The organism is Aquimarina mycalae (genome assembly GCF_029906345.1).
Classification (GTDB): Bacteria; Bacteroidota; Bacteroidia; order Flavobacteriales; family Flavobacteriaceae; genus Aquimarina.
This window is the reverse complement of the sequence record NZ_JARYGY010000003.1, coordinates 66,173-79,083: the sequence shown is the minus strand read 5'-3', so window position 1 is coordinate 79,083 and position 12,911 is coordinate 66,173. Positions and strand designations below refer to the sequence as shown.

At 30.6% G+C, this 12,911-nt stretch carries 14 protein-coding genes; 3 read left to right on the top strand and 11 right to left on the bottom strand.

Annotation, left to right across the window (positions count from 1 at the left end; translation table 11 throughout):
• Positions 1-5: 5 nt before the first annotated feature.
• The 4 genes from QBK95_RS08155 to QBK95_RS08140 all read right to left on the bottom strand — a co-directional run bounded on the left by QBK95_RS08155 (position 6) and on the right by QBK95_RS08140 (position 2,374).
• On the bottom strand, positions 6-476 hold the full coding sequence (locus QBK95_RS08155; RefSeq protein WP_280932454.1) for a hypothetical protein: 471 nt from the start codon (positions 474-476) through the stop codon (positions 6-8).
• 77 nt (positions 477-553) lie between these two features.
• Positions 554-949, bottom strand: coding sequence for a peptide-methionine (R)-S-oxide reductase MsrB (gene msrB / locus QBK95_RS08150; RefSeq protein WP_280932452.1), 396 nt, complete (start codon positions 947-949; stop codon positions 554-556).
• Complete coding sequence (msrB, locus tag QBK95_RS08145) at positions 949-1,437, bottom strand: peptide-methionine (R)-S-oxide reductase MsrB (protein WP_280932450.1); 489 nt, start codon at positions 1,435-1,437, stop codon at positions 949-951. The genes msrB (QBK95_RS08150) and msrB (QBK95_RS08145) overlap by 1 nt, the downstream gene beginning before the upstream one ends.
• A gap of 67 nt (positions 1,438-1,504) precedes the next feature.
• The gene (locus QBK95_RS08140; RefSeq protein ID WP_280932448.1) at positions 1,505-2,374 is read right to left on the bottom strand and encodes an alpha/beta hydrolase; all 870 of its coding nucleotides are present in this window, start codon (positions 2,372-2,374) and stop codon (positions 1,505-1,507) included.
• Positions 2,375-2,554: 180 nt separating this feature from the next.
• Here QBK95_RS08140 and QBK95_RS08135 point away from each other — a divergent pair, with 180 nt between their 5' ends.
• On the top strand, positions 2,555-4,069 hold the full coding sequence (locus QBK95_RS08135; RefSeq protein WP_280932446.1) for a DEAD/DEAH box helicase: 1,515 nt from the start codon (positions 2,555-2,557) through the stop codon (positions 4,067-4,069).
• Between the two features lie 203 nt (positions 4,070-4,272).
• Here the strand turns inward: QBK95_RS08135 and QBK95_RS08130 are convergent, their stop codons facing one another.
• From QBK95_RS08130 to QBK95_RS08120, 3 genes are read right to left on the bottom strand one after another with little or no spacing between them, the layout of a single operon-like run.
• Positions 4,273-5,058, bottom strand: a complete 786-nt coding sequence (locus QBK95_RS08130) for a PhzF family phenazine biosynthesis protein (RefSeq protein WP_280932445.1) — start codon at positions 5,056-5,058, stop codon at positions 4,273-4,275.
• A gap of 4 nt (positions 5,059-5,062) precedes the next feature.
• A complete protein-coding gene (locus tag QBK95_RS08125; protein ID WP_280932443.1) occupies positions 5,063-5,659 on the bottom strand; it encodes a short chain dehydrogenase in 597 nt (198 codons plus the stop codon).
• Positions 5,660-5,700: 41 nt separating this feature from the next.
• A complete protein-coding gene (locus QBK95_RS08120) occupies positions 5,701-6,012 on the bottom strand; it encodes an ArsR/SmtB family transcription factor (RefSeq protein ID WP_280932441.1) in 312 nt (103 codons plus the stop codon).
• A gap of 924 nt (positions 6,013-6,936) precedes the next feature.
• On the opposite strand from QBK95_RS08120, the gene QBK95_RS08115 reads away from it, so the two are divergent.
• Complete coding sequence (locus QBK95_RS08115) at positions 6,937-8,151, top strand: class I SAM-dependent rRNA methyltransferase (protein WP_280932439.1); 1,215 nt, start codon at positions 6,937-6,939, stop codon at positions 8,149-8,151.
• Between the two features lie 94 nt (positions 8,152-8,245).
• Here the strand turns inward: QBK95_RS08115 and QBK95_RS08110 are convergent, their stop codons facing one another.
• From QBK95_RS08110 to QBK95_RS08095, 4 genes are all read right to left on the bottom strand, one after another.
• On the bottom strand, positions 8,246-8,653 hold the full coding sequence (locus QBK95_RS08110; RefSeq protein WP_280932437.1) for a DUF2541 family protein: 408 nt from the start codon (positions 8,651-8,653) through the stop codon (positions 8,246-8,248).
• A gap of 145 nt (positions 8,654-8,798) precedes the next feature.
• Positions 8,799-10,655: a lipase family protein gene (locus tag QBK95_RS08105; RefSeq protein ID WP_280932436.1), complete on the bottom strand. Its 1,857-nt coding sequence runs from the start codon at positions 10,653-10,655 to the stop codon at positions 8,799-8,801.
• 219 nt (positions 10,656-10,874) lie between these two features.
• The gene (locus tag QBK95_RS08100) at positions 10,875-11,711 is read right to left on the bottom strand and encodes a M57 family metalloprotease (protein WP_280932433.1); all 837 of its coding nucleotides are present in this window, start codon (positions 11,709-11,711) and stop codon (positions 10,875-10,877) included.
• Positions 11,712-12,032: 321 nt separating this feature from the next.
• A complete protein-coding gene (locus tag QBK95_RS08095; RefSeq protein ID WP_280932431.1) occupies positions 12,033-12,482 on the bottom strand; it encodes a hypothetical protein in 450 nt (149 codons plus the stop codon).
• Positions 12,483-12,720: 238 nt separating this feature from the next.
• Between QBK95_RS08095 and QBK95_RS08090 the strand changes: the two genes are divergently transcribed.
• Positions 12,721-12,909, top strand: coding sequence for a hypothetical protein (locus QBK95_RS08090; protein ID WP_280932429.1), 189 nt, complete (start codon positions 12,721-12,723; stop codon positions 12,907-12,909).
• Positions 12,910-12,911: the final 2 nt, after the last annotated feature.

The window sequence follows — 12,911 nt, the reverse complement described above, 5'->3', positions numbered from 1 at the left end:
TTTTCTTAAAATTCTAGATTTAAAGCAGATTGTACCGCTTTAAAATCTAATAAATCTATTTCTGTGTTTTCAGCAAAAGATGCAGGAACAACTACAATTCTAAAGGTTTGATTATTGGTTAAATCAGCAGGAACTAAATCTGGATTATTACTTTCGAGAAGTATATCAACATCTCCAGAAGTAAAGTTAAATCGATACAGTACTGTAGTATCATCAACATCATTTAATAAAATAGTTGCAGTAGGTAATGGTTCCCATACATCAAGACCGTTATCAACATCTTCTAAACGATATACTAATACTACGTCTGAATCAAATATATTCTCATTAAAAAAGAAACGATCTGCATAACCATTTGCGTTATTAAACGTTGTAGTAAATTCGAATGTAAGCCCAATTGTATCGAAATCATCATCATCTACACAAGAAGTAAATAAAAAGGTTGATAAAAATAAAAGTGCGAAAATCTTTTTCATAGCAAGTAATTATTTGTTGTTTTGATATTCTATGTAGTTATCAATAAGCGTTCCAAAAATATTAATTTTAAATCTTTTTACGATTTATCAAAATCAATACTAACCGAGTTCACACAATAACGTTGACCAGTTTCAGTAGGTCCATCATTGAATACGTGGCCTAAATGACTTCCACAATTGGCACATAAAATTTCAGTTCTTATCATTCCATGGGTAGTATCCTTTAAATATTCTACGCTTCCTTCTATAGACTCATCAAAACTAGGCCATCCACAACCAGAATCAAATTTGGAAGTACTTTCAAATAATGGAACATGGCATGCCAGACATTTATAAGTACCATCTTCTGAATGTATATTATATGTACCAGTAAAAGGACGTTCAGTTCCTTTTTGTCTTAATACTCTATATTGTTCCTCGGTGAGTTCTTTTTTCCATTCTTCTTCTGTTTTTTTATAAGGATACGTGCTCATTATTTAGTGTTTTTTGGTTCAAAAATTAATGCATCTCCATTTATACAATGTCTTTTTCCAGTAGTTTCTCTTGGACCATCACTAAAAACATGACCCAAATGTCCTCCACATGTAGCACATAATAACTCAGTTCTGGCATATCCTAGTTTGTGATCTGTGTCATAAGATACATTTCCTTTTACTGCACGATCAAAACTTGGCCATCCTGTACCACTATCAAATTTATGTTCACTTTCATACAATGCAGTATTGCAACCTGCACAATGAAATGTACCTGAAGCATATATCTTGTTTAGAGGGCTTGAAAATGGTCTTTCAGTTCCTGCTTGCCTAAGAATATAATATTGTTCATTGGTAAGGATTTCTTTCCATTCCTTATTTGTTTTTGAAACTTTATATTCTTTCTTTTCTTGGGTTGTTTCTTTCTGCGCGTTACCAGCACAACTTATAGTCAGTATACTGATGAAAAGTAATACGAATTTTTTCATTTTTTTCTAATTAAATTTTAGTATTTATATAGTCGTATAAAACACCAATCGATAACATATATCACAGTTATTCTGAAACAAAATGAACTATCTTATCAATAACATCTTTATTACCTAATATTTTTCTGTGTCCTAATTTTTCTGTTATTAATAATGTTCCTTGTGCTAGTTTTTCAGTAATTTCATGCGCAGCGCTATAGTGCACATCGATATCGTCTTTATCATGAACTACCAATGTAGGAACAGTTACTCCAGCAGCAGATACACCACCAGAATAATTATCAAGGTCTTCTCCGTAATGTTTATCAAAATATAGCTTTATTAATCGTCCTGTTTTCTGACTTAATTGTAAATTTCTCGTAAAATCTTTTGTGATTTTGGTGATACTATTGGCTGTACCAATAACGACTAATTTTTTAATTCCTAGACCAAATTTTGTAGCTCTTAATAATGACATTCCTCCTAAAGAGTGACCAATAGCGCTTTCAAAAGGGCCATGAGTTTTTTCTAATTGATAAATAGTTTCAATAAAATGTGGCATATTAGTTCTTTTACCAGGAGCTTCTCCATGAGCAGGAGCATCAAAACTGACAGTACTAAACCCCTTTTCTAATAATTGATCTGCAATTTTTGATAGTTGTGTTCCACTACCAGACCATCCATGTACCAGCAGCACTTTTTTATTAGAATTACCAAAGTTATACACGATTACTTCTCTATTGATATTTTCAATTTTAATTTTCTCTTTAAGACTTTCTTCTGCCATATTTCTTTCTCGTTCTGGTCTTTTGTATTTAAACGGAGTTAGAAATATTCGAGCACCAAATCTAGAAGCTAAAAAAGGAGAAATTAAGTTTAGAAATTTACCTACATACATTACTGATTTAGGAATCAGTAATGTTTGAACAGGGACTAAATTTTTATCAATTTTGGCCATTAATTAATTATCAGTTTTAGTTTTAAAAATAAAGAGAACCATAGCAGTGGTAAGAAATATTATGAATAATTAACATTTTTAAAGAAAATGTAATTATTATACACAAAATATATTTCGATAATTCTTGTAAATAACTTTATAAAGTGCTTAATTTTGTAGCTTATTTTTAATCTAAAGCAAATGGGGGTGAATCCCACTGAAATAGAAAAAAAAAGGCAAAAAGTACTTTATGACTATCAGGCCAGAGATATCGATAAAATCTTTGGACGTTTGCAAGAATTTCCTAAAAATTACAATTTACTATATCAATTACCTACTGGAGGAGGAAAAACTGTTATTTTTTCTGAAATCGTACGAAGATATATAGAGACAACACAGAAGAAAGTTGTTGTGCTTACACATCGCATAGAGTTATGTGATCAGACCTCTAATATGCTTACAGAGTTTAATGTAAAAAACAAAATCATTAACAGTAATGTAAAGAAATTAGAGGATCAACATGAATATATGTGTTTTGTAGCAATGGTAGAAACGCTTAATAATCGACTCAATGATGATCAATTAGAAATTGATAATGTTGGTATGGTTATTATCGATGAAGCACATTATAATTCATTTAGAAAGTTATTTCGTTTTTTTGATTCTTGTTTCATTTTAGGGGTAACAGCTACGCCACTAAGTTCTAATATGAAACTACCAATGAAAGATAATTATCATGAGTTAATTGTAGGAGATACGATTGCATCTTTGATTAAAAATGGTTTTCTCGCTAAACCAGTTACATATACGTATGACGTTGGACTAGGATCTCTTAAGATTGGAATGAATGGAGATTATACAGTGAAATCTTCTGAAGATTTATATACAAATGCCTTAATGCAGGATAAGCTATTGAGAGCATACGAGGAAAGATCTAAAGGACAAAAAACTTTAATCTTTAATAATGGAATTAATACTTCTGTACAGGTATATGATGTTTTTCAGAGAGCGGGATACCCAATAAGACATTTAGACAATACAAATAGTAAACAAGAAAGATCGGATATTCTTAAGTGGTTTAAACATACTGATAATGCGATTCTTACCTCTGTGAGTATATTAACAACAGGTTTTGATGAACCTACAGTTGAAACCGTGATTCTTAATAGAGCAACTAAGTCCTTAACATTATATTTTCAGATGATTGGTAGGGGATCTAGGGTATTACCAAAGAAACCAGAATTTTCAATTATTGACATGGGAAATAATACTGCTCGTTTTGGTTTATGGAGTGGGGATATGGATTGGCAATCTATTTTTAAATCACCAGATTTCTATTATGAAAGCCTGGTTAGTGATGATGAGATAGAGCGTAATTTTAAGTACGTTATGCCTGAAGAAATCCGTAAAGAGTTTAGCAATTCAATCGATATAGATTTTAATATTGAAAATGAATATGCAAAAACTAAAAAATATGGTTTACGTAGTAAAAGCGTACTCGAAAAATCTATTGAACAACATGCAAAAATGTGTGCTGAAAATAGTGAAGATGTATTTGATGCCAGAATTCTTAGTAAATTATTAGATCAGGATATTGAATATAGAGTTCGAAGATATTCTTACTGCATAAGCAAAAGTACTAAAAACTATAGGGAATGGTTACAGGAAGATTATGGTCGAAAACTAAGATCCAAAATCAATCAAATGTTTTTGTAATTTAGTTTTAAGTTTTTACAATAAGCTTACCCATATTTTTTCCAAAAAATAGCATGTTTAGTGCTTCTGGTAACCTTTTCAACATCTGCAAAATCAGCAGAAACCATAAGTGATTTTGCAGTATGATGACGTAAAGTGTTTTTTGCTTTATTATTAGCTAATTGATACTTTATCGAAGAAAATTTCTAACTCATTGTTCGGGTTTATATTTCTATCTCTCCAACCAAAAAAGGAACAGCGTATCCGCTTAAAAAAACACGATCTCCTTCTAGTTTGCAATCTAATTCACCTCCTCGGTTTGATAATTGATATGCCTTTAGTTCTTTCTTACCAAGTTTTTCTGCCCAAAACGGAACCAAAGCAGTATGAGCAGAACCAGTAACGGGGTCTTCTGTAGGGATTTCAGGATTAGCATCAAACACTCTTGAGACGAAATCAGAATTATTTCCTTTAGCAGTGATGACTGTACATAAATATGGTAATCCTTTTAAATACTCTAACTTAGGTTCTTCATTTAAGACTTCTTCTTCAGAAGCTACAGTGATTATTAAATCTCTTCCAGAAAAAGCGTGTGTTGGATTAGATTTAAATGCTTTAAACACTTCTTTAGGAATATCAATAGGTTCTGGCGGACGCGAAGGAAAATCTAAGGTTATAGCTCCATTAGCTTCTTTTTTAGCTTTAAGTATACCGCTTTTAGAAGAAAAGGAAATTAGATCAATTGAAGTATCTATATAATTAAAAATTACATAAGCAGCGGCTAGAGTAGCGTGACCGCATAAATCAATTTCTGCATATGGCATGAACCATCGAATCTCGTAATTATCATTTTTCTTAACAAAATACCCTGTTTCTGCAAGGTTGTTTTCTATAGCGATTTTTAATAAAGTTTCATCATCCAACCAATGTGGTAAATGACATATAGCTGCAGGGTTTCCTCCAAACAGTTTTTGCGTAAAAGCATCGATTTGATATATCGGAATTTTCATTTGATTAGTATATTTTTAGAATTTGACCAGTATTCGTGCTCGTGAGCGTATATTCATATATTTTTACAACATCTTGAATTTGAACAGGTAGGTAACCTGCAAATTTTTGATCTTCTGGAAAATCTCCGGCAATTGCTCCAGGAGCAACTACATTGAGTCGTATGCCACGTTCCAATTCTTTTGCAGCACTGTTCACAAAACTATGGATGGCTCCATTTACCAATGAAAGTGCAGTCGTGTTAGGTTCATAGTGTTCTGCAAGAATCCCTGTAGTAAGGGTGATAACAGCATTTTCGTTCAAATAATCTTTTGCGATATGTACGAGATTAACCTGCCCCATTAATTTACTTTTTATACCTACATAGTAATCTTCTTCACTAAGATCTGAAAAGTGTTTCCAGGAAGCTGTACCAGCTGCATTTATAACTGCATCAAGTTTTGGGAGTGTATCAAAAAGTGATTTTATAGAATCCTTATTTGTAATATCAATAGGGTAGGAGTCACTATTTCTATGTGCAGCATATACTTCATGATTTTCCTTTAAATGATCATAAATTTCTTTGCCAATAGTTCCTGTTGCACCGATAATTAGTATTTTCATAATTATATATTTAATTTTATAAATATGTTGTATTAAATTTTTTATAGACTGTCCGTTATTTGCTTAATATATTCTTGTATAGTTTGTTCATTTCTTTTAAAATAGGTCCATTTACCATGCCTTGTTGGTGTAAGTAAACCTGCTTTATTCATAATTGCTAAATAATGTGAAATAGTTGGTTGTGATAATCCAGACTTATCTTTAATATATTGCCCGCATACTCCGAAATCAAAGTGACCTAGTTCAGAATGAGGAGGAAAATTTGATGCAGGATCTTTTAACCATTTTAAAATATCCAATCGAGTGGCATTGCCAAGCGCTTTATTAATTTCTAAGATTTTGTCTTTATTCACAGTTCAAATATACATATTTAATTTTATAAATATGTATTAAATGTGATTTTATGATTTATTTAAAACAAAATGGTTTAGATATGGTCTATTATATATTAAAGATATTATTTCATAATGCAAAGGATAAAATCTTACTTAATGAACTAGATATATCGTTATAATAATACATAAATACCAAGTTAAAATGCTACGAAATGTTATCTGTTATTAACTTTTGAATATATGATTTATTTAAATATCACATTTTTTTTAATATATTTTATACTCTTGAAACCCCTATTATAAATGGTATACGGCTAGTTTTAAGTAATTTAATTTTAAAAAAAATAAAATAAATCTGTAACAAAATATAGGTACATGCGTCTAGTAAGTGTAAGCAGTAGAGAAATCAACAATATCAATTTACGATAGATATATGATTTGCTAAAATACTGAAAAGAGGGTTTATCCTGATACTTCTTGGGATTGATGCTTTTAACTAAAAGGTATGATAAGGTAATCTAACGATCAAAAAACGAGATTTTCTTTACAAACAACTACAAGTTCGAACAATACTTTTTGGGCGTTTATCCTGATACACCTTGGGATGAGCGCTTTTACTTTTTTGTACTCTCAACAAGCGATTTATAGTACTTTTTTTGAGGTTTACACGCAGGTAAAAGTTGAATAAATGTCATACTTTTATTGCATCACCAAGCTTTGTATGAAATTCTATTTTCATTAACCAATGTTATATTGCATGTAAAAATCTCTTAAAATCTAAACATCAGCTATTGAGTGTATTGGGAAGTTTAATCAATGTATTGGTATTAATTAGGTTAGCACACTTAAAAGTTTTGGTACATACGGGATTGTTAATAGCAGTCCCGTTTTTATTTACTATATGTTGTAATAAGCTGAAAAATATTATTAATCTTGCATATTATGAACATAGTGCCAGATATTACAACTCAACGATTAGCTATAAAACTTAGACCAGCTGGCGAAAAGATGGTTAAAAAAGGGCATCCTTGGGTTTTCGAAAATAGTATAGCTAAACAAAATGTAAAAGGAAATGCAGGTGATCTTGCGATTGTTTATGATCATAAAAAGAACATTATTTTGGCTATTGGGTTATTCGACCCATATTCTCCAATAAGAATAAAATTAATTCAATTTAAGAAAGCTGCTCAAATTAATGATGAATGGTTTGGCAACCGTATTCAACAAGCATATGATAAAAGAAAACCTTTATTAGAAACAGATACTAATAGTTACCGATTATTATTTGGTGAAAATGATCATATGCCTGGTTTTATAGCGGATGTATATGATACAGTTTTGGTAGTAAAACTATATTCACATATTTGGTTTCCTTACTTGAATGATGTTATTCCACATTTAATCAAACAAACAGCCTGTAAATCTGTAATTATGAGGTTAAGCAGGTCTTTACAATCTTCAGGAAAAACCTATAACCTAACAGATGGCTCAGTTATTTACGGAAAACTTGAACAAGAAGTAGTAGTATTTAGAGAACACGGTGTTCGATTTTCGGCAAATGTAATTAAAGGACATAAAACTGGTTATTTTTTGGACCATAGACATAACCGTAAAAGAGTAGGGGATTTTGCTAAAGGTAAGACAGTATTAGATGTGTTTTCTTACGCAGGAGGATTTTCTGTTCATGCTTTGGCTGGTGATGCGCGGGAAGTTGTAAGTCTTGATATCAGTAAGCATGCGTTAGAAATGGCTAAACATAATGCAGCTTTAAATGAACATTCTGGTACACATACTATTATGGTTGCGGATGCATTTGAAGGGTTACAACATTTAATCAATCAACGTAAGAAATTTGATATTGTAGTAATTGATCCGCCATCTTTTGCTAAAAGAGAAAATGAGATACAAAAAGCTAAAAATAGTTATGCCAGACTAGCTAAGCTTGGAGCGCAATTGGTAACTAGAAAGGGAGTTTTAGTGCTAGCATCTTGCTCTTCTAGAGTAATTGCAGAAGAGTTTTTTAAAATTTCTGAAGAGAATATTACCATGAGCGGTAGAAGTTTTAATGTAATAGATAAAACATATCATGATATTGATCATCCAATTAGTTTTCCTGAAGGTGCTTACTTGAAATGTGGATATTATGAATTAAGCTAGAAACGTAAACAAAGTAAAACAAGCCAAGCTTGGTTGGGAATAATTAGATTACGTATGATATATCCCAACCGTTTGCCTAGCTTATTTTGTTTTTTTAATGTTTTCCAAAAACATGAACTTTAGCACGTTTTCTTGATATGTTTTTTGTGTCGTAGTAAAATGTAATGTCTCTAATTATTCTTCTATTTCCTTTAAGATCAATAAGTTTTGTTGATCCACCTTTGGCAAAGTTCTTTCTTACTTGTATTAATTGTTTTTCTCCATTTCCATATTGAACTACAAGCCTATGCATATTCAAAGAACCATTAGTAACTTTTATTTTTAATTTTTTAAAAGCTCCATCTCTAGCTGTCACTTTTACTACATCTCGATCTATTTTATAATTTACTGTTCTAGAACCTAAATGTTCCCATTTTGCTATATTAGTGGTAAAACTACTTCCAATAAAAAAGATAATTACTAATAATGGTAATGCTATTTTTTGAATTTTTATAGATCTCATAATATTAAACTTTAGTGTTTAATGTTAAGACTCTGTAATTCAAAAAAGGTTTAATTAAGGAAGTTTTAAAATAACTACATTCATTAATAAATATTCACAAAAAACTAAATCTAATCTTGTTGTTTGATTCTTATATGTTTGGTAATCAAATTCGTAATAACTCTTTGAGAACTCTATTATCTTGAAAATAACCTGTATGGCCACCTAGTTCTTTTTTAATATTTTTAGGAAAACTTTGATCATTTTTATCTTGCTGTGAAGGAGCATTCTTTATATAGGTACCTATATAATCATCAGAACAATATATATTTGTCCAGTTATTTTCACCGACTACGTTTTTTATATTTTTATAAATAGTATCGTTATTAAAATGAGTTGGAAAATAGTGTTGGTAGATATGTGTAAACGGAGATCCCATGGTTACTAACTTGACCTTTAAATCTTTGAATCTTTTTTTATTTATTGGATTAGAAAGATAATTTAACCCAAATATTGTGCCTTGGCTATGTGTAACTAAAACAATTTTTCTTATTTCAAAATTTTCATTTGCCATTTGAATAATCTTATCCAATCGATTAATAATACGATTTCTAAGATCAAAATCAAGTGAAGAATAAGGGTTACTTATAGCCATATTTTCTTGTGATCCACTTGGCCGGAAATAATTAATAATGTCTAAAGTAATATCCAAGCCCAGACTAATGTTTTGTTTACCATAAACAAATAATGGTAACAAAATAGGTACCGAAATGATTACAATATTTCTAAGAACATCTGTTTGTTCTCCTAGTAAGTTTCCTATAAAGGTTGTTTTCAAAATAGGTACATTGGTTAAAAGAAATATTATGATTACGCTAATAGAGATGAAAATCATAACCCAAAAAAGAGCCTTGTTAAAAACTAATCTTGGAGAAGAGTTTGCAGTACTCTTTCCATTTTTATTCTTTTTAAACCATATAGATCTATTATACCAAAGTATTGCTGCACTAAGTATTAATATCATCGTTCCAATCCATACCCATCCTACAGTAGGCATACTATTTCTAACAATAACTTCCATTCCTTGAAATTTTAAACTTTCTGGTGTAAAATAGTTGGAGGCAATTAAAACTATTGGGATCACTGCAATCCAAAATGCCATAGTAGTCATTGCCAATAAAGAAGGAATTATTATAAAAGGTTTCTCTGTCAATTTATAACGTATTGATTGAATCATCATAGTGATAAATAACAAAATGAGTGTAATATTTGCCAATCCCCACAACATTTTCAATGGCTGAATGAGTAATGTTTTTATCACTTCTGTTACAAAACAGCAACAAGTTATATTTATTTTAAGAGCTATTGGTAGCGCAATAATAAGTGCAAAAGCTAGCAATGCCATGCATCGGAATGTCCAGTTTTTCAAGAGTTTTTGACCTCCAATCTTAAAAGGAAATACTAATATTCCAATTCCTATTAAAGCTGACAATACAGGAAATATCCAGATTAAATTCTCATTCAAAATAATTTCTTCGTTCCCTGTTTTCATAGTCATTTTCATAACAGAAAAAATGGTCAATAGAAGAAACCAAAGTATAAATACTAAGGCAGAACCTGCTAAAATAGGACCACGTAAAAGCAAGAAAAAAAATTGGATTAAGTGTATTTGTTTACCTAGTATAGTCTCAGATTGTACAGGAGGAATAAGGTGGCGTAAACCAAGTATAACTTTAATTAAAGCTTTGGCAATCCCTAACCAAGATGATTTAACAGTAGAAAGATCATTCCAATAGAGTTCCATGAAATGGGTAGTATGTGTATTGACCTTTCCTGTGGTTAAAGGTACTTCGAATGTTATTGTTTGATGGTTGTTTTCTATCTGTTCGATAAGATGACATTCTTTGTTAATTTGAACAGGAGAATTGTTTATAGCACCAAGGCTTCTGGTTAAAGCAGTTAGATTTTCACCTGGTTGGTGGTTTCCTATTCCAGGAATAATAATCCAAATATCGTCTTTCATTGAAATTGACTTTACTCTTAATTCCTTAAAGATCGATAAAATATTTGATAGTATTATGAGAAAATAATCTGTTAAAAGATACTTTTTACTTTGATTGATAAAACAAAAATCATTAAAATTCACTCTAGATACAACCTTGATATTACACCATATCTAGAGTGAGTTGTTTAATAACTACAATATAAATAAGCAGTATAATATTATAGTTGATATTCTTTTCTAATAAAGTATGTTTAAAGCGTTTTTATCAGTTTCTGTGAATTCTCCATCTTCGCCAGCACCAAAACATGCTAACATAATAGAGTCTGCAAACGGAGAAATAGGGGTTCCTGGTATCCAAATTGCTGGCGGTTCTGCAGGAAGTGGACCTGTATAACCACAACTTTGACGATTATACCAATCTTGATGCCTTAATCCTAAACAGTGTCCTATTTCATGACCAATTACATGTTCATTTACATTCGTACTGAATCCATCTGTTCCAGCATTAATACGTACCCATTTATAAGGTTGTCCAAGAAGATTAGGAAATCCGGCATTTCCACCTCCACCAGCAACATTAATTTTATATACTACAATATCTGCAGGGCCATAACTGGTTCCAAAAGTCAAGTTGAAATTTAAACTATTAGATAGTGCATTATAGTTGTTAACGGCCCAACGTAATGCTGTTTGCATCTTTGATGTTAAAGCAAAACTACCACCTGTATATCCTAGAATATCGATGTTTCTATAATTAGGAGATACGATATTATCATCTCGATATTGTTTATTATCTCCACTAAGAGGTTTCAATTCAGGATACTTATCAAAATCTGTTACAGGAATTAAAATATCTCCTGATACTAAGTATTTATTAATGCTTCCATCCAACATCGTAATTTCTTCTATAGTTACAGCATCGATGTTAACTCCCATATTAAATAGTTTATCAAGTTGTTCCTTTGTAGGTTCTGATGAAACTTGTTGTACTTCATCAGTAATTTCTTTTTTTTGGCAAGAAATAATCATTACCGAAACGATCGCAAATAGCGCTAACGATTTCATTGTTTTCATTGTAATATATTTAGTTATGGTTAATTATTAATTCGTTCTTGGCTGTGATACTATTTTTACGTAGATTTTTTATACAGACCTATTAATAACAGCATGTATAAAAAAAGTTATAAGGATGGATATATAAGAATGTATGAAATCTACATTTAATATTGGAATCAAAAATAGAACGAAATTACATGTATAAAAAGAGGTGTAAGCCCCAAAAACAGGGGGTAATCAACTTTATTTTAGAATGTGAATATAAGTTATGACAAAAAAAATGTTCTCTTGAATTTCTACATCAAAAGAACATATTATGGGAACCAGTTTAGATATGCTTTATTCTATCTTATCGTAATTTTCTGCTTGCGAGAAATGACCAGTTTCATCTACAGTGATTTGTTGATAGGAGTTCTTATCCATTACAAGTTCAAACACAAAAACTTGTGTAGTATCTACTATTTTCATCATTGGCCCTGATGCATATTCTAATCTTTCTTCTAAGATATTACCTTTGATTATATACGAACCATATCCAAACCATTCGTTACTATCCGTAGGATCAAAACGAGTCCACATGACCTTACCTTTACTGTACACTTTTACCTGACGATATCCATTAGTATTAAAAATGGTGTCCGAAATCTGGTTATCGCTATCATATAGAAACTGATGCTTTAGTTCCCAAACACCTTCTAGGTTATACAGATCAATAGGAGTGTTAGTATTCTTATGGTCAATAGTTGTAATAGAAAAGAGGCTGAGTAGAATCAATACAAATATTTTCATGACTGTGTGATTTAAGTTTTGAACATCAATAAGTTACGAAAAAATGATGAGATTTATTTGTTTTAAATTGGCTTTATTATTTCTTTAAGAGAGGGATTGTGAATAAGAATTTGATAACCTATGTTAATATGATTAAAAGAGATCGTCTTAAAAGTTAAATTTGATTCTTAATAAAAGAGCTCTGTATTTTTAAATAAAAATTTAAAATATAGTTATAACTCGAAAACAGGGATTTAATATGACAGAATACGTATTGTTAACTGACGATCAAACTTATTTTGTAGAATATCTTATAGGAGAATTGATTTTGTCAAATAGCATTAGTGAAGCAATGAAGTTTAATGATGAAAATTTGGCTTTAAAATTTAAACAAATGCTGCATAATTCTTGTAGATTAACTACTAGTGTGAATACATATATAGGATAATA

Bases quoted from the DNA above. Each gene is read 5' to 3' on its own strand.
- QBK95_RS08155 (WP_280932454.1), bottom strand. From the start codon at position 476: ATGAAAAAGATTTTCGCACTTTTATTTTTATCAACCTTTTTATTTACT.
- msrB (WP_280932452.1), bottom strand. From the start codon at position 949: ATGAGCACGTATCCTTATAAAAAAACAGAAGAAGAATGGAAAAAAGAA.
- msrB (WP_280932450.1), bottom strand. From the start codon at position 1,437: ATGAAAAAATTCGTATTACTTTTCATCAGTATACTGACTATAAGTTGT.
- QBK95_RS08140 (WP_280932448.1), bottom strand. From the start codon at position 2,374: ATGGCCAAAATTGATAAAAATTTAGTCCCTGTTCAAACATTACTGATT.
- QBK95_RS08135 (WP_280932446.1), top strand. From the start codon at position 2,555: ATGGGGGTGAATCCCACTGAAATAGAAAAAAAAAGGCAAAAAGTACTT.
- QBK95_RS08130 (WP_280932445.1), bottom strand. From the start codon at position 5,058: ATGAAAATTCCGATATATCAAATCGATGCTTTTACGCAAAAACTGTTT.
- QBK95_RS08125 (WP_280932443.1), bottom strand. From the start codon at position 5,659: ATGAAAATACTAATTATCGGTGCAACAGGAACTATTGGCAAAGAAATT.
- QBK95_RS08115 (WP_280932439.1), top strand. From the start codon at position 6,937: ATGAACATAGTGCCAGATATTACAACTCAACGATTAGCTATAAAACTT.
- QBK95_RS08110 (WP_280932437.1), bottom strand. From the start codon at position 8,653: ATGAGATCTATAAAAATTCAAAAAATAGCATTACCATTATTAGTAATT.
- QBK95_RS08105 (WP_280932436.1), bottom strand. From the start codon at position 10,655: ATGAAAGACGATATTTGGATTATTATTCCTGGAATAGGAAACCACCAA.
- QBK95_RS08100 (WP_280932433.1), bottom strand. From the start codon at position 11,711: ATGAAAACAATGAAATCGTTAGCGCTATTTGCGATCGTTTCGGTAATG.
- QBK95_RS08095 (WP_280932431.1), bottom strand. From the start codon at position 12,482: ATGAAAATATTTGTATTGATTCTACTCAGCCTCTTTTCTATTACAACT.
- QBK95_RS08090 (WP_280932429.1), top strand. From the start codon at position 12,721: ATGACAGAATACGTATTGTTAACTGACGATCAAACTTATTTTGTAGAA.